This window comes from Sodalinema sp. (genome assembly GCF_046483825.1).
Taxonomy (GTDB): domain Bacteria; phylum Cyanobacteriota; class Cyanobacteriia; order Cyanobacteriales; family Geitlerinemataceae; genus Sodalinema.
This window is the reverse complement of sequence record NZ_JAWOCL010000124.1, coordinates 1-20,944: the sequence shown is the minus strand read 5'-3', so window position 1 is coordinate 20,944 and position 20,944 is coordinate 1. Positions and strand designations below refer to the sequence as shown.

Annotated in this window: 15 protein-coding genes; 4 read left to right on the top strand and 11 right to left on the bottom strand. The window is 52.6% G+C overall.

Features of this window, described 5'->3' with window-relative positions; all coding sequences use genetic code 11:
- Positions 1–60: 60 nt before the first annotated feature.
- Both R6U67_RS08035 and R6U67_RS08030 read right to left on the bottom strand, forming a co-directional pair.
- Positions 61–435, bottom strand: a complete 375-nt coding sequence (locus tag R6U67_RS08035; RefSeq protein WP_410252062.1) for a response regulator — start codon at positions 433–435, stop codon at positions 61–63.
- Between the two features lie 112 nt (positions 436–547).
- Positions 548–2,782: a response regulator gene (locus R6U67_RS08030; protein WP_410252061.1), complete on the bottom strand. Its 2,235-nt coding sequence runs from the start codon at positions 2,780–2,782 to the stop codon at positions 548–550.
- 226 nt (positions 2,783–3,008) lie between these two features.
- On the opposite strand from R6U67_RS08030, the gene R6U67_RS08025 reads away from it, so the two are divergent.
- Together R6U67_RS08025 and R6U67_RS08020 are read left to right on the top strand one after the other, a co-directional pair.
- Positions 3,009–3,668, top strand: coding sequence for a sigma-70 family RNA polymerase sigma factor (locus tag R6U67_RS08025; RefSeq protein ID WP_068789633.1), 660 nt, complete (start codon positions 3,009–3,011; stop codon positions 3,666–3,668).
- A gap of 242 nt (positions 3,669–3,910) precedes the next feature.
- Positions 3,911–4,420, top strand: a complete 510-nt coding sequence (locus R6U67_RS08020; RefSeq protein WP_410252060.1) for an anti-sigma factor family protein — start codon at positions 3,911–3,913, stop codon at positions 4,418–4,420.
- A gap of 66 nt (positions 4,421–4,486) precedes the next feature.
- Here R6U67_RS08020 and R6U67_RS08015 read toward each other — a convergent pair whose 3' ends face one another.
- The 3 genes from R6U67_RS08015 to R6U67_RS08005 form a co-directional block, all read right to left on the bottom strand.
- Positions 4,487–5,110 carry an exopolysaccharide biosynthesis protein gene (locus R6U67_RS08015; protein WP_410252059.1) on the bottom strand — a complete coding sequence of 208 codons (624 nt, stop codon included), beginning with the start codon at positions 5,108–5,110 and terminating at the stop codon, positions 4,487–4,489.
- Between the two features lie 208 nt (positions 5,111–5,318).
- Positions 5,319–6,596 (bottom strand): adenosylhomocysteinase, encoded by a 1,278-nt coding sequence (gene ahcY / locus R6U67_RS08010; protein ID WP_410252058.1) that lies wholly within the window; start codon positions 6,594–6,596, stop codon positions 5,319–5,321.
- A gap of 18 nt (positions 6,597–6,614) precedes the next feature.
- The gene (locus R6U67_RS08005; RefSeq protein ID WP_068789615.1) at positions 6,615–7,034 is read right to left on the bottom strand and encodes a peptidylprolyl isomerase; all 420 of its coding nucleotides are present in this window, start codon (positions 7,032–7,034) and stop codon (positions 6,615–6,617) included.
- 86 nt (positions 7,035–7,120) lie between these two features.
- Between R6U67_RS08005 and R6U67_RS08000 the strand changes: the two genes are divergently transcribed.
- Positions 7,121–8,245 carry a class I SAM-dependent RNA methyltransferase gene (locus R6U67_RS08000; RefSeq protein WP_410252057.1) on the top strand — a complete coding sequence of 375 codons (1,125 nt, stop codon included), beginning with the start codon at positions 7,121–7,123 and terminating at the stop codon, positions 8,243–8,245.
- Between the two features lie 74 nt (positions 8,246–8,319).
- On the opposite strand, the gene R6U67_RS07995 is transcribed toward R6U67_RS08000, so the two are convergent.
- The 5 genes from R6U67_RS07995 to R6U67_RS07975 all read right to left on the bottom strand — a co-directional run bounded on the left by R6U67_RS07995 (position 8,320) and on the right by R6U67_RS07975 (position 16,902).
- Complete coding sequence (locus R6U67_RS07995) at positions 8,320–11,700, bottom strand: PAS domain S-box protein (RefSeq protein WP_410252056.1); 3,381 nt, start codon at positions 11,698–11,700, stop codon at positions 8,320–8,322.
- Positions 11,701–12,366: 666 nt separating this feature from the next.
- Positions 12,367–13,737, bottom strand: a complete 1,371-nt coding sequence (locus tag R6U67_RS07990) for a sensor histidine kinase (protein WP_410252055.1) — start codon at positions 13,735–13,737, stop codon at positions 12,367–12,369.
- Positions 13,738–13,750: 13 nt separating this feature from the next.
- Positions 13,751–14,086: a hypothetical protein gene (locus R6U67_RS07985; RefSeq protein WP_410252054.1), complete on the bottom strand. Its 336-nt coding sequence runs from the start codon at positions 14,084–14,086 to the stop codon at positions 13,751–13,753.
- 126 nt (positions 14,087–14,212) lie between these two features.
- The gene (dnaG, locus tag R6U67_RS07980) at positions 14,213–16,279 is read right to left on the bottom strand and encodes a DNA primase (RefSeq protein WP_410252053.1); all 2,067 of its coding nucleotides are present in this window, start codon (positions 16,277–16,279) and stop codon (positions 14,213–14,215) included.
- A gap of 323 nt (positions 16,280–16,602) precedes the next feature.
- Positions 16,603–16,902, bottom strand: coding sequence for an RNA recognition motif domain-containing protein (locus R6U67_RS07975; RefSeq protein ID WP_087709288.1), 300 nt, complete (start codon positions 16,900–16,902; stop codon positions 16,603–16,605).
- A gap of 474 nt (positions 16,903–17,376) precedes the next feature.
- On the opposite strand from R6U67_RS07975, the gene R6U67_RS07970 reads away from it, so the two are divergent.
- Complete coding sequence (locus R6U67_RS07970; protein ID WP_410252052.1) at positions 17,377–18,696, top strand: hypothetical protein; 1,320 nt, start codon at positions 17,377–17,379, stop codon at positions 18,694–18,696.
- Between the two features lie 8 nt (positions 18,697–18,704).
- On the opposite strand, the gene R6U67_RS07965 is transcribed toward R6U67_RS07970, so the two are convergent.
- Positions 18,705–20,732: a PhoX family protein gene (locus tag R6U67_RS07965; protein WP_410252051.1), complete on the bottom strand. Its 2,028-nt coding sequence runs from the start codon at positions 20,730–20,732 to the stop codon at positions 18,705–18,707.
- Between the last annotated feature and the right edge of the window lie 212 nt (positions 20,733–20,944).

Genomic DNA, 20,944 nt, shown 5'->3' with positions numbered 1-20,944 from the left:
ACCTTGGCAGAAGAACAGCGGCTTACACAGGCTTACACAACAGAGCGAAGAGCGATCGACTTAAGATGACGGAGATGACAACAGGCTTTCAATTTTCGTCAGTAAACGGGGAAACTCCACCGGCTTCGTATCGTAGTCATCACAGCCAGCGGCGAGACATTTTTCGCGATCGCCGGCGATCGCATGAGCCGTCAGAGCAATAATCGGAATCTGTTGAGTTTTCGCCGCCGCTTTGATCGTCCGAGTCGCCTCCCAACCGTCCATCACCGGTAACCCCATATCCATCAAAATCAGATCAGGGGTTTCACGGATAGACAGATCCACCCCCTCCGCGCCATCCGTCGCCACAACCACCTCATGGCCCTTGCGTCGGAGACGCCGCGACAGCATATCCCGATTCATTTCGTTATCTTCAACCAGTAAAATTTTAGCCATAGATTTTAGCCATCATCGGCAAGTCTCCAGCAGCGATCTCGTCCGTTGAGCCAACAACGACCCACCGCTTGGACGGATTTCAGTTGCACGGTTGTGGTTCTCTCAATACAGCTCATCCATTCTCCCATTTTCCCGAAGATTCTGTGGAGGACAAGTTGAGGCTAGCCAATAAGCGCTCTCGCACCTCATACAGAAGTTCCTCGCGGGTGGCGGTTCCTTTTTCCAGGATATGAACCACACAGCCGTCAAGTCGTTGGCGATCGCTGGCCGTCAACTCCATCGCCGTCACCACCACCACCGGAACCCCTCGCCATTGAGGATTTTCCCGGAATTTAGCCAAGAAGCCAAACCCGTCCATTTCCGGCATCATCAGATCCAACAGCACTAACTGGGGAACCTCAGCCGCCACCGCATCGAGGGCCGCGCGTCCATTGTTGGCTTCCACCACATTACAGCCAAATTTCTCTAACGTCCGCCGCATCATCTCCCGTGTCATATCATCGTCTTCGACCACCAAAATGCGATCGCGGCGGGGAGGATATTGGTTTCCCGAACGCCGTTGGTATTTTTCCAACAACCGCGTCAGTTGCTGGTTATCCACCGGTTTCACCAGATAGTCTGAGGCCCCCAGGGTAAACCCGATATTACGGTCATCGAGAATCGTGGCCACAATCGTCGGAACATCCACCAGAGTTGGATCGGCTTTGAGTTCCGAGAGAACATTCCAGCCACTCATCCCTTCCATGAGAATGTCGAGAATAATCGCATCGGGATGAAGTTGACGGGCCTTAGCCAGACCCTCTTCACCATTGTTGGCGCTCTCTACATAAAACCCGTCTTTTGTCAAGCGCCGGGAAATTAAATCTAACGTATCGGGATCATCATCAATCACCAAAATGACCCCAGTTGACCGGCCACTGTTCTCCCGTTTCTGGCCCTCTTCAATGGGATCATCGAGAATATCAATGGGTTCAGCGGGCAGATTCACAATAAAACTCGACCCGACATCCGGTTCACTGCTCGCTTGAAGATCCCCCCCCATCATCTGACAGAAATGGCGGGCAATGGCCAACCCCAACCCAGTTCCGCCATATTTCCGAGTCGTCGAGGCATCGGCTTGGCTAAAGGCCGTGAAAACATTGTCCAGTTGTTCGGCGGTCATGCCAATCCCCGTATCCCTGACCTCAAAGGCAATCCAGGGGCGATCGCCGATCTGTTCTCGTCGCACAGCAAAGGTGATTTCCCCCTCCTCAGTAAACTTAGCGGCGTTGCTGATGAGGTTAAACAACACTTGCCGCACTTTGGTTAAATCGGCGTACATATTGCCCAATTCCGCGTCCCCATTGAGAATCAAGCGATTATTTTTCTCCTCAATCAGTGGCGTGGCGGTGGCCTCAATCTCCAGCATTAGGGTATTTAAGTCAAAGGCCTCAATATAGAGATCCATGCGTCCTGCCTCGATTTTGGAGATATCGAGAATATCGTTAATCAGGGACAGCAGATGTTTCCCGGCGCCGCGAATTTTGCTTAAATCCGAGGCAATCTCCTCATAGCCGTCTTCTTGAGCCTCCTCACTGAGCATTTCGCTGTAGCCAATAATGGCATTGAGCGGGGTACGCAATTCATGGCTCATATTCGCCAAAAAGGTACTTTTGGAGCGATTGGCGGCTTCAGCGGCTTCCTTGGCTTCATAGAGTTCATCGCGGACGGTTTTGGTGTGGGTAATGTTATCCGTCCACAGGAGAATCCCGCCAATCTCTCCCGTCTCGGTTTTCCAGGGCCGCATCTCCCAGCGATACCAATCTAAACTGCCGTCAGCATGACGGACCGGTTCATCATCGCCGGTTTCAATGTTGCCGGCCAAACAGGACTGTTGACGACGTTGCCAACGTTGCCTCGCCTCGGGATCTTGCTCGAATAAGGGGAAGGTTTCATAATGCGATCGCCCCTGAAGCGACTGTCGTTGCAGATGAAACTCGCTCAACCAACGACGACTGACACGCAGATAGCTCATTTGGCGATCGAACATGGCGATGGCGGTGGGAGCATCCTCAACAAACCGTTGTAATAGGGTCAATTCGTTAAGCGGGCCGGCATCGGGGAGAAGCGGCCGACAGGTAATCACGGAAATCTCCGCTCCGGTCAGCACCTCAACCTGACAGGGAAAGCGATGACCATCGGCGTGTTGTCCGAGGTTCGAGTCATCCGTCCTATCCCAGTTGGGGAATAATAGAGTCAGCGATCTCCCCTGTACCGCTTCCGTCGAATACCCAAACAGCATCTCGGCCTCGGCATTGAGAGCATCAATCTGTTCTGCGTCTCGGTAAAATGTCACAATGCTGTTCATGATCAGATGGGTTGAAAACAGGGAGGGTCACAGTGGCGGTAACAGATGAAGGGCAAATCGGCGTTTCTTAGCTTAGAGACCCGCGACGCGATCGCCTAAGATGGGAGACAAATCCGTGACAGTTCATCAACCTCACCACAGGCCAGGGGCAATCATCCGGGAACTCTTAGCATAAGTGCAACGTCTTCCCAGTAATAGGTAGATTCCTGATCGCCCCGATATACCCATGACACATTCTATTTCATTATCTTGGTCTGCGGTTGAGGCGACCATTCCCCAAACACCCGTGGTTCCTCCGGCTCAGCTTTCAAATTTAGACTTAGTTCGTCGTTGCCAGCTTGGCGCTCGCCCAGATCGAGCCGCGTTCGCTGAGCTATTACGTCGCTATCAATCCTACGTTGATAAAGTTCTTTATCATCTTGCCCCCGATTGGCAAGATCGTTCTGATTTAGCGCAAGAGGTTTGGATTCGCGTTTATCGCAATGTCCGCCGACTCCAAGATCCCGTGAAGTTCAAAGGTTGGCTCAGTCGTATTACGACCAACCTGTTTTACGATGAACTGCGCAAACGCAAGCGGGTTCGTCCTCCCCTCTCTCTCGATGCCACCTTCAGAACCCATGATGGGGAACGAGAGTGGGAAATTGCCGCCGATGAACCCGGCCCTGATGATGCCCTGGCCACTGATGAGTTTTATAGTAAACTGCGGCTGGCGATCGCCGACCTCCCCGAAGCCTTCCGCACCACCATTGTCTTGCGAGAAATCGAAGGGATGGCCTATGAAGAGATTGCCGAAATTACAGGCGTCTCCCTCGGAACGGTCAAGTCCCGTATTGCTCGCGCTCGCCATCGTTTACAATCGGAATTAAAGAACTACATTGATAGTTAAGCCGAATCAGGAACTTTAGACCCAGGGTTATACGTCAAGCCAAGTATGAACCGTATTCATACTGTCTGTCCCAGGACTCTTAGGGCTTACATCATCCCTAAACCCTTATCAACTTTCCATTACAGGCACGAAACTGTCGTCCGTTAAACGTCAGTCAAACTTCAGTAGAACTACGGAAGTGGCGAATTGTACCCTAAAATACGTCGCTGTTACCTTTGAACAGCTAGGTGGTGAATTGCATCATGACCCTCAACCATTTCGACGACCAATTTGGAGGCTCCCCCGAAGCTCACGATGCTGAACGAACAGAAGATTTGTTTGTTTTGCTCAGTTGCTATCTCGATGGGGAAGTCACCCCAGAAGAACGGAAACAGGCAGAGCGTTTGCTAGCCTGTGACTCCGAAGCGCGGCAGATTTATCAACAGTTATCTTGTATCAGTTCTGGCGTGCAATTGATGCCTGTGGCTGACAATCCGGTGTCGGCGGAGGAAACCACCGCTAAAGTGTTTGCTCGGATGCGGCAACAGCGGCAACGACGACTGGCTTGGGGTGGAACGGCGATCGCCGCTTTGTTCGTGGCCGCCGTCTCAGGACTCTCAGCTCATGTCGGACCCAATAATCAACAATTTGCCCACACCCCGGCACCCGTCAGCGAGGACTTCGGAACCTTTGTTCCCCCAGAAACTGAACCTCGCTCTGAGCAGCCCTTAAATCGAGAGGATATCACCTCACGGGCTTTGTTTATCGAATAAGGCCAGGATAAGGCCAGGATTAACACCGGGATTAACGCCAGGATTAGACCGCCATGGCCCCGGTTCTCAGCGAATGGTGGTCTTAATCATCTCAATCACCGCAGACACCGCTTCGTAACCAAAGATAAAAATTGAGGTGGTTAGGACTAATCCCATCAGGCAGATGGTCAATCCTCCCAGGGTAACCACGCCGTCATCGCCAAACAACCCCAATCCGGTAACAAATACGCCAATCGCCGGCAGGGTATTGGTTAAGGGGATGGGTATCATCATCGACATTGCCATCAAACACAGGGCAATGCCAATCAGCACTCGTCCCCACAACTGAGTACAGATGAAACTCAGGCGGGGACGAGAGAGAACTTCAAGCCGTCGTAACCAGGGAAGTCCTTTCTGCAAGATTCCCCGAACCGTCTCTAGGGCAACATCTTTAGCCAGCCATCGTTTCGGTAAATAAGGACGTTTTCGTCCTAAAGCCAACTGAGCCGAAAGCCAAAAAATGACAATTCCAAAGGGAATTGAATAGCCTGGCGCGGGAATGGGTAACGCCGAAGGAATGGATAATAGTACTAACAAGAAGCCGAAGGCCCGTTCCCCGGCGATCGCCACCATATCGGTCAAACTGACGCGATCGCAGCGATCTTCGGCAAAAAAATAGCCCTCAAGCTCTGTCGATAGTTTCTTAGGCACAGGAGTAAGGGAACAGGGAACACCGGAACGGGGAACAGGGGAAGAGAAGGCAAGAGGCATAACCCACCCCTAACCCCTCCCAAGAGGGGAAAGCAAGAGGCAAGGGTGTTTCTGTAGGGGCGAAAGACTTTTCGCCCCCGTCTTACCGTTGCCTCACCAGCCGAGATGATCTTAACCCCTCCGAGGAGGGGAGGGCGATCGACCCGATCTAGGTTCCCGACTGCCAAGAGTTGATGTACTCATGTTGCTCAGGAGTGAGACGATCAAGGTCAATTCCCATCGCCACAAGTTTGAGACGGGCAATTTCCCGGTCGATCTCTTCAGGAATCGAATGGAGACCCGGTTCAAGTTTACCCTTGTTTTTCACCAGATACTCACAAGCTAGGGCCTGGTTGGCAAAACTCATGTCCATAACGGCGCTAGGATGCCCTTCAGCCGCTGCCAAATTGACCAAACGACCCTCACCTAAGACCACCACAGACTTACCGCTTTTGAGGCGATATTCCTCGGTAGACGGGCGGACGGCTTTCACGTCACTGGACATCGCTTTGAGGGATTTCAGGTCAATCTCGATATCAAAGTGACCGGAGTTGGCGACAATCGCCCCATCGCGCATCACCTCAAAATGCTCCCGACGAATAACGTGCTTGTTACCCGTCACCGTGATAAACAAATTACCCAGGGGAGCCGCTTGCGCCATCGGCATCACCCGGAAGCCATCCATCACAGCTTCAATGGCGCGAACGGGGTCGATTTCCGTAACAATGACGTTGGCCCCCATACCGCGTCCTCGCAGGGCGACGCCTTTACCACACCAGCCATAACCAGCCACCACCAGGGTTTTACCCGCCAGCAGCATATTGGTGGCTCGAATCACCCCATCGAGGGTTGATTGGCCGGTTCCATAGCGGTTGTCGAAGAAATGCTTCGTATCCGCATCATTGACATTCATCGCGGGGAAGGTTAACACCCCATCGTTGAACATCGCCCGTAGGCGGACAATACCGGTGGTGGTTTCTTCGTTGGTGCCGATGAGTTCCGAGAGCTGCTCCTGACGCTCTTTGACCATTGTGGCCACCACATCGGAGCCATCATCGATAATGATGTTGGGATGATGATCGAGGGCGATTTGGACGTGACGCTCGTAGGTTTCGGCGTCTTCGCCTTTGATGGCATAGACGGGAATCCCATGATCGACTACGAGACTCGCGGCTACGTCATCTTGCGTCGAGAGGGGGTTGCTGGCGATGAGGAGGGCATCAGCACCACCAGCTTTGAGGGCGATCGCCAAATGAGCCGTTTCCGTCGTCACGTGGCAGCAGGCAACGAGTTTAATGCCCGCTAGGGGTTTTTCAGCCTCGAAGCGATCGCGAATTTGAGCCAAAACGGGCATTTCTCGCCCAGCCCAGTCAATCCGTTGCTTGCCGAGGGTGGCAAGAGACGGATCTTTGATTTCATGCTTGATTTGTACGGGTGTTGCGGTCATAAACTCTGTTGGCTGTGCTTATTTTTCGATTTTCACGGACTTGATTTTGTCGCCCTGACGGATGGCGTTGACAATGTCCATGTCTTGGGTTTGGCCGAAGACGGTATGAACTCCGTCGAGGTGGGGTTGCGGCTCGTGGCAGATGAAGAACTGACTACCGCCGGTGTCACGGCCGGCATGGGCCATGGACAGGGTTCCGGCAACGTGCTTGTTTTTGTTAATCTCGCACTTGATGGTGTAGCCGGGGCCGCCGGTTCCGGTTCCGTTGGGGCATCCCCCCTGAATCATGAAGTTGGGGATGACACGGTGGAAGTTGAGTCCGTCGTAAAACCCTTTTTCGGAGAGTTCGACGAAGTTTTTAACCGTGTTGGGGGCATCCTCATCGAAAAAGTCGATGTTGATGATGCCTTTATCGGTTTCTAGGATAGCTCGGGTCATAGAGATTTTGTATTCCGCGATGCAAACCCAACTATGTTAACGTAAGCTGGGTTTTGGGTCTTGGGAAAGTTCTTGGGAAAATAGACGTGGAACGGTATTTTGCAACGGTAGCACCAGGGTTAGAGGCGATCGCCGCTGAGGAACTGACTCAGTTGGGAGCTAAATCAGTACAGGCGAGCTTTTCAGGTGTCGCCTTTGCAGGCGATCGCGCCCTCCTCTATCGAGCCAACCTCTGGGGACGGACGCTGTTTCGCGTGTTAATGCCCCTGACTGAGTTCTCTTGTACGTCGGCGAAGGAGCTCTATCAGGAAGTGCGATCGCTCCCCTGGGAAAGGTATCTTACTCCCGAAGACACCCTAGCGGTCGACTGTACCGGCAAGAATCGCGCCCTCAATCATAGCCATTTCAGCGCCCTGCAAGTCAAAAATGCCATCGTGGATCAACAGCGACAACAGTTTGGCGCTCGTTCTAATGTCGATCTCGATGATCCCGATTTACGGCTGAATCTCCACATCCACCGCGATCGCGCCACCCTCAGTTTAGACAGTTCCGGCAGCAGTCTCCATCGTCGCGGCTACCGCGCCGCCGTAGGAACCGCCCCCCTCAAGGAAACGCTGGCCGCCGCTATCCTCAAGTTAGCCCGCTATTCCCCAGAACTCCCCTTTCTCGATCCTCTTTGCGGTTCAGGAACCCTAGCCCTCGAAGCGGCGTTACAGGCGGCCAATATCGCGCCGGGGCTATTTCGGGAACGCTTCGGCTTTGAGTGTTGGCCTGACTTCGATGCTGAACTCTGGCAATCTTTAAAAGATGAAGCCCAGTCCGCCCGTCGAGATACCTGTCCGGCCTATATTGGTGGCAGTGATGTGGATGATGAGGTTTTAGAACAGGCCCGCCAGAATGCCGCTGCTGCTGGGGTTCAGGATCTCATTGAGTTTCGCGGCCAGGATATCCGGGAGATTGAAGCCCCGAGCGATCGCGGTTTATTGATTTGTAATCCTCCCTACGGGGAACGCCTCGGAGATGTTCAAGAACTACGGAGTTTCTATCGTCTCCTTGGCGATATTTTTAAGCAACGCTTCAAAGGGTGGACGGCGTATGTCTTTACTGGAAATCGAGAACTTGCAAAAGAAGTAGGATTACGGCCCGCTCGTCGGATTCCTTTATCCAGCGGGGGTTTAGATTGTCGTTTGTTGGAGTTTGAGTTGTATTAGGGGAAGGCAAGAGGCAAGAGGCAAGAGGCAAAAGAAGGGAACGGGGAACAGGGAACGGGGGAGAATTCTATCCACTAGGGACTAATTCGCTGTTTTCCTGAATCGTTTTTTAGGGGAAGTTCGATCGCAAACGTGCTTCCTTCTCCTGGCGTTGAGTCACAGGTGAGGGTTCCTTGATGGCGTTCGACGATAATTTGATAGCTGATCGATAAACCCAGGCCCGTTCCTTTCCCGACTGGCTTGGTGGTGTAGAAGGGATCGAAAATGCGATCGCGGACCGCTTCGGGAATCCCACTGCCGTTATCACGAATTTTAATGACAATACTGCTATCACGAACAGCGGTTTCTAGGGTTAACACTCCCTGGGTTTGCCCCGAATCATTGATTGCATCGACGGCGTTGTTAATCAGGTTCATGAATACCTGATTTAAGGCGCCGGCGTAACAATTCACCTCGGGGAGTTCACCATAGTCACAGACTAACTCGATGTCAGGGCGAGTCTCATTACCCCGCAGACGACTGGCGAGAATCATCAGGGTACTGTCGAGACTCTCGTTGAGGTTAATGGTTTTTAATTCGGCTTCATCGAGACGGGAGAAGGTTCGCAGCGATCGCACGATTTTCTGAATCCGTAAGGCCCCAGTTTCGATGGAACTAAATAGATCGGGCATATCCTCGGTAAGATAGTCGAGATCAATCTCTTCGATGAAACTCTCGATTTCGGGATGGGGTTCGAGGCAATGCTGTTGATATAAGCCAATGAGTTCGAGTAAGTCTTGACTGTATTCTTTGGCATGAACGAGATTCCCAAAGATGAAACTCACAGGATTATTGATTTCATGGGCAACTCCCGCCACCAATTGCCCTAAACCGGACATTTTTTCGGCTTGAATCAGTTGAGTTTGGGTTTGTTGCAGTTGTTTTAGGGTATGTTCGAGTTCGGCGGTTTTGGCGATCGCCCGTTGTTCGGATTGTCGCGATTTTTGGTAGAGTACGGCTTGTTGAATGGCGATGGCTAGGCGATCGCCGACGGCTTGCAGCAGTTCGATATCGCGATCGCTCCAGGGTTTGGCGGCGATTTCGCGGCTACAGGCTAGGGTGCCGATGTTCCCGTCACCACTGTTGATGGGAAATAGCAGCAGGGATTGATACCCGAGTTGATTCACTTTTTGCCGCAATCGGCCATCTTCGATATCGCTGGCCTGATCGACTCGAATCGAATGGCGTTGCTGAAGCAGGTAATTCAAGAGTTCAAAGAAGCTCGAATGATAGTCGTTTAAACGACTGGGGAGATCCTCTCGTTTGGCTTCTGTGGCTAATTCTAAATCAGGGAGTTTAGAGTCTTCATTGTAAAGCAGTACGTAGCAGCGATCGATGTCTAAAATTTCGTAAATAGCCTGAACGGTGCTATCGAGTAAGGTTCTGAGATCCAGGGATTTACGAATTTGCTGAGAAATGTTATTGACAAGCTTCTCTTGTTGTGCTAAAGAACGATAACGAGTTTTGGAAGCTTTTAGGGCGAGTTCAACTTCTTTACGTTCAGTGATATCGGTTGCATTACCAACGATGCGATAAATCTGTCCTTGGGCATCAAATAAGGGAGTCAGATGGGCCTGAAAATAGAGGGTGCGATCGCCGTCGGGGAAGGTTTGCTGCACGGTGGTTATCTCTCCCGTGGTGAGACAGCACAGATAGCTATTGAGGAAATCTTGGCCAATTTTCGGGCCAAACACTTCTAGGGGGGTTTTACCACGAATTTCCTCGCGGCGAATTCCGGACACTTTTTCGGTACTGGCATTCCAATCAGAATAGCGCCATTCCCCATCTTCAGCTAAATCCAGGACAAACACCAAGTTCCCCTGACTATCATAAATACTGCGTAAAAACTCTTCTTGTTGGCGTAAACATTCTTGAATGGCCTGACTCTCTGTGATATCTCGGGCAATGGTGGAGAGATAGCCGTCATGGTTTTCCGTGCCCGGATGATGAAGGATAATTTGAGAGACGGGAAAGTAGCTTCCATCCGCGCGTTTGAGTTTAGCGGTTCCTTTCCAAATCCCATCTTGCAAGGCTTTAGGGATGGCTTGGGTTTCAAAAAAGTCCATCATCGTCTCGGGGATGAAGTCGCCGACATGATAGTGACTGGCGGGTTCGTCAGCATCTAGGCCAACAATATCTCGTCCCCCCTGATTGATATAGGTGACATTCCCGGTGAGATCGGCACTACTAATAAAATCCGGTGAGGCTTCGAGAATGGTAATCAGCCGTTCTCGTTCGGCTTCGATGCGTTTCTCTTCGGTAATATCGCGGGCGCTGGCGTACATTAACCCTTCTTCGGGGAAACTGACGGTTCGCCAAGCCAGCCAGCGATAGTCACCGTCGCGAGTTTGATAGCGGTTTTCAAACCAAAGGGTGTTGTCGCCGTTGCTGATTTTCTCAACTTCGGCTTGGGTGCGTTCGAGATCATCGGGATGGATAAAGGTTGAAAACGGTTGCGCTTTCAACTCCTCGATGGAAAAGCCTAGGGTTTTCTCCCAGGCGGGATTCAGACGTCTAAAGTAGCCGTCAAAGCTGACAATGCCGAATAAGTCTAAGGCACAGTCAAAGAAGCGATCGCGATCGACTTCGGCCTGTTTCTGTTGGCTGATGTCGATCATCATGCCATCCCAGACAATATCCCCATTGGCCCGCTGTTCGGGTTGGGCGGTGCCGGAAAACCACTTGAGAATCCCGGAACGGCTATAGTTACGCCATTGGTGTGTCCAGGTGGTTAGGGTTTTTGCTGATTCTGCGACACTGGCATTAAAGTGATCGATATCGTCGGGGTGAATCAAACTCCACGCTAAATCGGGTTCTCCGGCCAAGGCGCTGGCTTCTAATTCATAGAGATCTTGACAGCGGGGACTCATATAGGAAAAATACGACGATCCATCGGGGCGCAAGACATATTGATAGATGACACCGGGGATGTTGGTGGCCAGTTTCTCGAATTGCAGTTTTTGGTCGTAGAGTTCCCGTTGGCTGGTTAAATCCAGGGTTAGCCCTTGCAGTTGGGTTCCTGAGGTTCCGGGATATTGCCAAATACGGCTACGAACCCAACGAAGCCGGCCATCGGGGCGAATTAGGGCGTAGTCGAGGCTGAGATCGGCTTGGTTGGGATTGGTTTGATGCTGGCGCAGGTAGTGGTGAATCCGTTGGCAGACAAATTCTCGGTGTTCTGGGGCGATGGTATCCTGCCAGCGGGGTTGAGTGAGGACTGGGCTGGCTTGCGATCGCCCGTAGAGGGTTTCAGCGGCTGGGTTCAGGGACAAAAATTTACCGCTGGGCCAATCCACCAACCAACTCGCTTCACTCATGCGACTGAAGAGGGAGTCCATGATCACAGAACTGCTATGAGGATGGCTAGGAGAAGATGACGGTGAACCTTCGAGAGAGGAGGTTAAAAAGTAAGTCATAGGGGAAAATACAGCTTAGAGGTGGCCGGAATGGGAGGAAAGACACGGGCGGGGAGGTTGGCATTTTTGTCCTATCATGGGCGGATTAACTGGGTTCGGGATCGAATCAGTTGTTGGCCTCCAATTGACCCCATTCTTTCAAAACATTAGGGCTTGAGATTGAGTCAAAGTCGTTTTTTCCTGAACATGATAGGTTTACTGAGATCATTCGGTCTGAGGATGTACGATTACTCCCATATTCCTCCTATTGTGCGTAGATTTACACAGGTTTTTCGTTACGGCTTCCTTCCCCTGCGATCGTCAAATGCTTGCTGTTGCTTGATTTGGCAGAAAAACCATTCAAGAGATGGCGATCAGAAGCGACGGGTTAGAGATGGGGGCTGAGTTTGGCTCATCTATCCTATGGCCCTATGGCTTAAGCTATTTTGGCGGGCTGAACTTTGATTATTAAAATAATATTAACATTTCTTACAGAATTGTCATCGAGATTTTGGTCAGATTGGCTACAAACCGAAAAATCTGGCGATCGCCGAGGGGTGTCTTTAACAAAAAATGTTGGCAACTTCCCCTATCTTGAGATAGAGATAGATTGAGAAACTCTAATCTTGAGAACCAGAAGAGACTGGGCGAATTGGGGGAAATGGCGGTATTTTGCCGGTTGAGATGCTAACCGGGTAGATAAGCCGGCAAGACGATTTCCACGTCTGTCCCTTGATCGAGGCAACTGTCTAGGGCGAGATGGCCGCCATGACGTTGGACAATGGTTTGGGCGATCGCCAAACCCAAGCCAGATCCCGAGAGATGCCCTAAGTCTTGGCGACGAGCGGGATCAACCCGGTAGAAGCGCTCAAACACATGGGGTAAGGCATCCGGGGGGATACCAATTCCCGTATCGCTAATGGTGACGACAACGGTTCCTGAGGCTTTCGCCGAGGCTGGCGGACGACTGGGGGGACAATAGTCTAGGGTGACCTGAACCTGGCCCCCCTCAGGGGTATATCGCAAGGCATTTCCCAACACATTGAGGAACAGGCGAAACAGTTGATCCCAATCCCCCAAAACGGCAAAGGGATCGTCATCGGATAACGACGTCTCGGCTTCAATGTCCAAAATCTGGAAGTGAAGCTGAATCCCTTTCGAGGTGGCGATCGCCGTTTGTTCTTCAACCACATCTAACAACAAGGCATCGACAGACAGCGGTTGCGGTTGCCAAGCCACCATGCCACTATCTTGACGGGTGAGAAACAATAAATCATCTACCAAACGGCCCAATCGTCGGGTGAGGCGTTCGATATTATCCAAGGTTGGCTTCCCGGAACCGGCGGCGATCTCAGGATCGGCTAGGGCCACTTGTACTTGGGTTTGAATACTGGCGATGGGGCTGCGTAACTCGTGGGAGGCATCGGCGGTAAACTGTTTGAGATATTGATACGACTCTCCCACAGGCTTCATGGCTAATCCTGACAGCCACCAGCCTGTGGCGGCGACTGAGGCAATCATGACGATAATGCCAAAGCTGAGATCGATGGCTAAATCGCGACTGGGGCGGGCAATTTCAAACCAGGGATGGCTGACTCGTAAATAACCGATGATTTGGCGATCGCGGCTGATGCGTTCGGCGATTTGTCGCAAAATGGGCTGACTCTCGGGGGAGTCTCCCTCCTGTAAATACACCGTTTGCGGGGCGCGCGTGGCGGTAATGGGAACGTTGAGGGGTTCGCTTAGGGTGGACCACAGCAGTTCCCCGGTGGGGCTAAACCATTCGATATCGATGCGATCTTCTTCGAGGCTATCGGCCTTGTCGCCAAAACTGGCTTCAAGGTTGAGACGCAGTTTGGGAAGGCCGTTGGCCTGGGGCTGTTCTTCGATGGCCAGCGATCGCTCGACCACTTCTAGGGAATGTTTCAGGGTATCGTCGACGCGATCGATCAGGGTACTACGCACATATAAGTAGACGGTGGTGGCAAATAGCAACAACAAGAGGGCGGTGATGCTGGTGTACCACAATACCAGTCGCCGGCGAGTGGCCTGAAACATGGGATCTCTATGGCTACGATTCGGGCTTGCCGAAATGATAACTACTATAGGCCCCGTTGGGATAGAGGAAGGTACAAACCACTGAAATGTCCGGGTTATAGCGAATAATCATGTCTTGCAGTTTGGTTTGTTTCCAATCCGACAGCATATCGTCGAGGCGACTCATGGGACGATATTTGAATTGCCAATCTTCTAAGGTGGGGCTGTTGTCGTCGAGTTGACGCAGGAGAACGACGGTTCCTTTTTCGCCGCTGTCTTGGTGCCCGCGATCGGCTACCTCGGCAATCTGAACGGCGTTGGCTTCAATGACGGCAATTTGTTCTTCGGGGGTTTCGAGGATGTTGGCCATGGTGGGGAACAGGGAACAGGGAATAGGGAATAGGGAATAGGGAACAGGGAATAGGGAATAGGGAACAGGGAACAGGGAATAGGGAACGGGGAACAGGGGAAGAAAAATTTTTTGCCTCTGCGTTCTTTATTGGCCGTCAAGTAGGGGGGGATTCCAGCTTAGACTTACCAGTTCGGTGAGGTTGGTTTGGCGGGTGCGATCGAGATTGTCCATGTGCTGCTTTTCGGCATAGAGTTGGTCTTGGTAGTGACGGGCTTGTTGGGGATTCTCCTGGGAGTCGGTGTTTTGCCATAAGTCCAGGATACGACGATAGCGTTTATGACAGATGGTGCGCTCGATCGCCGCTGTCGCGGATCGGATAGCCAGGGCGGTTCGTTGCATTTCCAATTCTGCTAGTTCGCTGGGCTGAAAGAGACCATTGACTTGTTGCAACATAGCCAAATCGTCGGGATAGGCCTGTTGTAGCTTTTGGAATAATACCGCAGCATCGTCGTGGGGGCCAGGGGCGATCGCCTCTAAACTTTGCCATAACCAGCGATGGTGAGAGAGGCTGAAATAGATGTCTCGGGCTTCGAGTTCACCGATGGCGGCGATGATGTGCGATCGCTCGTCGGGATAATGGACGTAGGCTTGTAGTAGCAGGGCTTCGGCCCGTTCGAGAAGGGCGCGATCGCTATCGATGGGAAGTTGTAAGTCGGCGTCGTCATCCTCATCATCAATCACCTCGGCTTCCCTCTCGGTGTCAGTATGAATAGCATCCGTATTGACGGCATCCGTATTGACGGCATTTGAGGGGGTGGAGGAATCCGAGTGAGGCGGAACCTTGGGGGCTTGACGACGTTTTTCTCGCGCCTTGGTACGCCGTAAGCGGGCGATGAGGTTTTCTTCTAACAGAGGAACCCGCCGGGAGTCTCCCTGACAGAGTTTTTGGGCGCAATGGTGGATATAGTGACTGCGAGTGGTGGAGTTTTGCAGTTGTGTTAGCAAGGTGACGAGTTGGCGGACGACTTGCTGGTAGATGTCGGCTTGGGCGAGGTCGCGATCGCCGATAATTTGTTCAATTTGCCAATCAATCCAAAGGGGGGCCTGTTCGATGAGGTTGATATAGTCAGCAGCGGATGACGCTTTGAGAAATTCATCGGCATCTTTCCCCCCTGGAACTTGCAAAATCCGCAGTTGTACCATTCCCCGATAGGCGAGATTGGCCACTTCGCCGATGGCCCGTTCGGCGGCCCGGGTTCCGGCTGCATCGGCGTCGAAGTTAAAGAGAATCTGTTTGGATTCGCTATAGCGGAGTAGTTGTTTGACTTGGGCTTCACTGAGGGCGGTTCCGAGGGACGCGACGGCTTCGCTGATTCCCGCATGATGGAGGGCGATGGCGTCGAAATAGCCTTCGACGACGACGGCGCGATCGACTTTAGCGATGGTTTGACGGGCTTTGTCGAGGGCGAAGAGGGTGTGGCCTTTGTCAAACAGTTCGGTTTCCGGGGAGTTGAGATATTTGGGCTGTTCGTCCCCGAGACTACGCCCTCCGAAGCCAATGACACGGCCCCGACTATCGTTGATGGGAATCATGACCCGATTACGGAAGCGATCGTAATGGCCACTCCCTTTTTGACGGGGGATGATTAAACCGGCGGCTTCGACGAGTTCAACGGGATAGTCTTTTTGGCTGACGAGATAGCCATAGAGGGTTTCCCAACTGTCGGGGGCGTATCCCAGTTGAAAGGATTGCAGGGTTTCGTCACTAAATCCCCGTGTTTGTTTTAAGTAGTTGAGGGCGGTTTCGCCCTGGGGTTGGTGAAGGGCGTGTTGGAAGAAACGGGCGGCCAGGGCGAGAATTTCGTAGAGTTGATCTCGCCGGGATAGGGTTCGTTGAACGTCGTCTTGTTTGTCGCGATCGAGAGTACGAATGGGAACGTTATAACGTTGGGCGAGATCGAGAACCACGTCACTAAAGGAGGCTTGTCCAATTTCCATGAGAAAGGTAATGGCGTTGCCCCCTTTGCCACAGCCAAAGCAGTAAAACATCTGTTTACTGGGGCTAACGGTAAAACTCGGGGTTTTCTCTTCATGGAAGGGACAAAGTCCGGCAAAGTCTTTCCCCTGTTTTTTTAAGACGACTTGTTCGGAGACGACATCATAAATGTCCATCCGTTGTTTGACTTCGTCAATCATGTCAGGGTGAAACATAGTCAGTTGCTGTTAATTAGGGTTAATTGTTATTCGTGAACCAGTGCGTTTAAGCAGTTCCGGTAGTCCCTTCTCTTGCCTCTTGCCATCCCCTCCTGGGAGGGGTTAGGGGTGGGTTATGCCTCTTGCCTCTTCTTCCCCTGTTCCCTTCTCCCGCCTTCTCCAATTAAAAATAGCGCAGACACAATGTCCACGCCATACCGAGTAGCAAAACTTTAATCGCTATCTGTTAATTATTCGAGATTTTCTTAAAGGGGTTATTGTTAACAGTTAATAGGCAATAATAGGTAAAAATCACCGATCAACGGTTAACGAAAAACCGTTTAGTAACGACCGCCGCCCCCACCTCGGCCGGAATATCCTTGACGTGAACGATTGTTTTCACGAGGCTTGGCTTTGTTAACTCGCAGTTGGCGACCCATCCATTCTGCACCGTTTAGAGCTTCGATCGCTCGATCTTCTTCTTCATCCGAAGACATTTCGACAAACCCAAAACCACGAGAACGACCTGTTTCACGATCAACAGGGATTTGAGTTCGTTTGACTGTGCCATACTCACGAAAGACCTCTTCGAGATCTTCTTGAACCGCGTCGTAAGACAAATTACCGATATAAATTGACATGGAGCAACTCCAGGAACCGAGAAAGGGAAAAGACAAGGGTTCACAAACATGGGCTGATGCCGGTCGCGACAATTGATGTCTCCACCAGGTTGTCACGGCGATACAACGCCGCCGTCGAACGGATGTCTAGGCACACTTTAGCATAGGTTTTCAGGATCTGGTAAGGTTATTTATTTTTTGTCATTCTTTAGCAGGATGAACTCGCTCAAACGCTTATGCTATAAAGGTTGTCCGGCTTATGTCTTGCCTCAAACAAAAAACTGATGTAATACAATGATCGCAATTCGGCGCCCAATCAAGGGTGGAAATCGACCCAGTCAATGGGTTAACCCTGATGAGGTCACGCCGGCTCAACTGTCAACTGTTCATGGTCAAGTGAGAACGATGCCAAGCTCTGCTGCTCCTTCAACGCCTCAACGAAGCATTCCTTCTCGTCGAGGTCCCGTGCCTCCTCGGCCAACGGGAATGACCCGAATGGGGGCAACCCCGCACTCAGAGTCTGGGTTCGATCGCCCGTCGTTGACGTTGGCCTTAGTGACGCTGAGTGCGGGAGTGCTGGCTCTCCTCGGGGCCAGTTGGGCGTTAACTCGGCCCTGTGTCTTGGGGTCATGTGAACGGTTGCAACGGGTTGAGGAGATGAGCGGTGAAACCTTACAGGAGTTAACGGAATCTCCCTCAACGGATGCCTTAAGCGAGGCTCAGCAGCAGCTAGAAGCGGCGAGACGTCAGTTAGATGGGATCCCCCCCTGGTCTCGTCATCATCGCCGTAGCCGTCGCCTGCTCGATCGCCTAGAGGGGCGATCGCAACAGTTACAGGCGGCGCGATCGCCGCTAGGATTGGCCTACCAAGCGGCGTTACTGAGCCAAAATCCGCCCCATAGTATTGAGGAATGGCAAGAGATGGAACGCCTCTGGCTTGATGCCATTGCGGAGTTGGAGACGATTGATCCAGAAAACCCAGCTTATCCCCTGGCCCGAGCTAAGTTAAGCGAGTACCGAGACAATTTGGCGGCGGTTCAGCAACGGGCCATCCTAGAGCGACGGGGCCAAGAACAGGTCGAAGCGGCTCAGCTTGCGGCGGAAGTCGCTCGAACTCAGGAAGGTCAGGCCCGAGATCTCGAAACTTGGCAAGAGACCTATGCCAGTTGGCGTAATGCGGTTGGGGCCTTGATGCGCGTTCCACCTCAGACCACGGCCCAACGAGATGCGCGGCAGTTGTTCCAGAGTTATGGCCCCCAACTGATGAGTTCTGAACAACGGCATCGTCAGGAACAGGCGGCTCAGACCTTACATCAGCAAGGGTTACGGTTAGCTGATGAGGCACGAGTGGCTCAGGATGCACAACAATGGGATACGGCCATCGCCAAGTGGCAACAAGCGATCGCCTATATGCAGCAAATCCCAGAGAATACAGCCTATAGTGATCAACGTCGTCCCTTAATCCAAGGCTATACCAATGCGCTGGTGCAGGCGATCGCCCAACAACAGATCTCGGAAGCCATGAACCGCGCCCAGGCAGACTTACAGCGGCTATGCAATGGCGCACCTCAGATTTGCGAGTATGAAGTCCGTCGCGATCGCCTCCAGGTTAAACTGCTACCCGAGTATGTCTCCCGCGTTCAGGAACTGGACCGCCAAGCCAACCGCCAAAATAACGAGGCGGCCCAACAACAACTCAACCAACATGTCCGCCGCTTGATTGACGGTTTGGAATTGGTGAGTCTCAATACAGGTATCCGTCTAACCGTCTTAGACCCGGACGGGGAAGAAGTGGCCCGTTTTGCCGGAAACTAGCCGCTTCTCTAGGTTCCAATGACCCCGCCATCGAGTTTGGTAATGACGACTGTGGCTGAGCGGGGGTAGCGATGAGCCGGTAGATGGGGCCACCCCGAGGTCAGCCGGCCCGCTGCAAACTCATCGGCCGTCGTGGTTGAGCCAGGATGCTGGACATTTACAAACAGAGTTCGTTGATCTGGGGTCATGGTGACTCCGGTAATTTCTTGGCCAATCGGACCGGTTAAAAAGCGGCGAATGTCTCCCGTTTCCGGGTCCGCCACCACCATTTGATTATTGCCAAATTGGGCGTATTCTCCCCGATTGAGTAATCCTTCACTGATGTCGGTCTGAATCCAAAGGCGACTGTCGCGGTCAAACCAAAGTCCGTCGGGGGCTGCAAAGAGGTTGCTGTCGGTTAACGGGGTTCCATCGGGTTGACGGCTATTACGAGGGGAACCGGCCAGAACAAATAGATCCCACTCAAACTCCGTGGCCGTGGGATTGTTGCCCGACTCACGCCAACGGATGATATGGCCCCAAGTGTTGCGCGATCGCGGATTGGCTGCGTCCACCTGCTCCTCGGTGCGATCGGTGTTATTGGTCAGGGTAAAATAGACCTCGCGGCTATTGGGATCGACCGCGCCCCATTCTGGACGGTCCATCGGCGTAGCCCCCACTGCATCGGCCGCTGTACGAGTGTTCACCAACACATCCGCTTGACTCGCAAAGCCATTCTCGGGAGTGAGAGTCCCTTCACCAAACACCAGAGGTAGCCAGACTCCCGTTCCATCCTCATTAAAGCGAGCCACATAAAGACGACCGCGATCGAGTAAATCCCCCGCAGCCGTGGCCGGGTCATAGGGGTCTGTGGAAACATACTTATAGATGTACTCAAACCGGGCATCATCCCCCGAATAGCAAACGACAGGCTGACCGGGAATGGCCGGCTGAAAAATTACCCCTTCATGGGCAAAACGACCCAAAGCCGTACGCTTTTTGGGGACATCGTTGGGGTCAAAGGGATTGACTTCCACCACCCAACCAAAGCCATTGGCCTCATTACGATAATCCTCTTCAGGGCCGTCTCCCCGGCTGGAAACATCGAAGCGACGATACAGGTCATCGTCTGAGGTGGCCTGGTCCCAGCTATAGCGAGACCGTTCGGTTCGCACCCCGTAGCGGGTTTGTTCTCGGGGATGGCGGGCAGGATCTGGGTCTCCGTTACGGAAATAGGCGGCCCAGTTTTCCTCGCAAAAGAGATAGGTATTCCAGGGAGTTACCCCATTAGAACAGTTGTTTAATGTGCCTCGGGTTCGGGTTCCGTCGCGACTGTAACGGGTTTTTAGGACGTCTGCGCCGCGTACGGGACCGCTCACTTCCATGGGAGTCACAGCCGTCAGGCGACGATTACGAGGGTCCATGACAACGCTCCAGGTTCCGTTGTCAGAAGCGCTGATGCGGACAATACTGATACCATGAGCGTTCATCTCTTTGAGAACCTGGTCGGGGTCACGGCGGCCAGCGGCGTTGACGGGAACATCTCCAGCCCCGAGAGGCTGTCCCACGGCGGCTGAGTGCAGAAACCGAGGTTCGATATATTCATGGTTGACGACTAACAATCCATCCTGGGAACTGCCCGCATCGGGGGATTGACCCTCGATGGGGAAGAAGTGCATTCCGTCGTGGTGTTGTCCGATTTGCATTCCCTGGTCTTCACCGCTATTGTCGAGGTCATAGACGGGATAGGTGCCGCTGATGGGTTCTCCCCAGGGAATCAGCGGCTGGGCGCGGTAGCCGTCGGGGACGATGAGGGTATCGGCGTCGCTGACGGGAATGGGATTGAAGCCAAGTTTGGCGGGGGGGTCGCTGAGTAAGGATTTGAGGACGGGTCGGCTGAACAGGACAGCAACGGCCGCAGAGAGTCCGCCGATGAGGACATGACGCCGCTTCAGGCGACTGTTGAGGATGCGGCTAAAGGGTGGGTTTTTGGACGGGTTCGAGATGGGTTCGTCGCCGCAGTCGGCTGGGCGTTGGGGGGGTTTGGATGGTGTCACGGGGAAGTCTTCTCTAATCTATGAATGGTCGACAGCAATGATGTCTGATTATGTTGCGATCGTAGATTAGGTTGGCCAGAGATTAGGTTATGAAAAGACTAAGAAAGTTTAAAAGACGGATGGCGGTGAGGGTGCGGGTGAGATGGAAGGACGCGGTGAGGAACTGCGGGATTGCCAGACTTCACTGACTTCGAGTTGTGCTGAGTGAACCC

Coding starts and splice junctions, on each gene's coding strand:
- R6U67_RS08020 (WP_410252060.1), top strand. CDS start 3,911: ATGACCCTCAACCATTTCGACGACCAATTTGGAGGCTCCCCCGAAGCT.
- R6U67_RS08005 (WP_068789615.1), bottom strand. CDS start 7,034: ATGACCCGAGCTATCCTAGAAACCGATAAAGGCATCATCAACATCGAC.
- R6U67_RS08035 (WP_410252062.1), bottom strand. CDS start 435: ATGGCTAAAATTTTACTGGTTGAAGATAACGAAATGAATCGGGATATG.
- R6U67_RS08025 (WP_068789633.1), top strand. CDS start 3,009: ATGACACATTCTATTTCATTATCTTGGTCTGCGGTTGAGGCGACCATT.
- R6U67_RS07995 (WP_410252056.1), bottom strand. CDS start 11,700: ATGACTTACTTTTTAACCTCCTCTCTCGAAGGTTCACCGTCATCTTCT.
- ahcY (WP_410252058.1), bottom strand. CDS start 6,596: ATGACCGCAACACCCGTACAAATCAAGCATGAAATCAAAGATCCGTCT.
- R6U67_RS07970 (WP_410252052.1), top strand. CDS start 17,377: ATGGGGGCAACCCCGCACTCAGAGTCTGGGTTCGATCGCCCGTCGTTG.
- dnaG (WP_410252053.1), bottom strand. CDS start 16,279: ATGTTTCACCCTGACATGATTGACGAAGTCAAACAACGGATGGACATT.
- R6U67_RS07990 (WP_410252055.1), bottom strand. CDS start 13,737: ATGTTTCAGGCCACTCGCCGGCGACTGGTATTGTGGTACACCAGCATC.
- R6U67_RS07985 (WP_410252054.1), bottom strand. CDS start 14,086: ATGGCCAACATCCTCGAAACCCCCGAAGAACAAATTGCCGTCATTGAA.
- R6U67_RS07975 (WP_087709288.1), bottom strand. CDS start 16,902: ATGTCAATTTATATCGGTAATTTGTCTTACGACGCGGTTCAAGAAGAT.
- R6U67_RS08030 (WP_410252061.1), bottom strand. CDS start 2,782: ATGAACAGCATTGTGACATTTTACCGAGACGCAGAACAGATTGATGCT.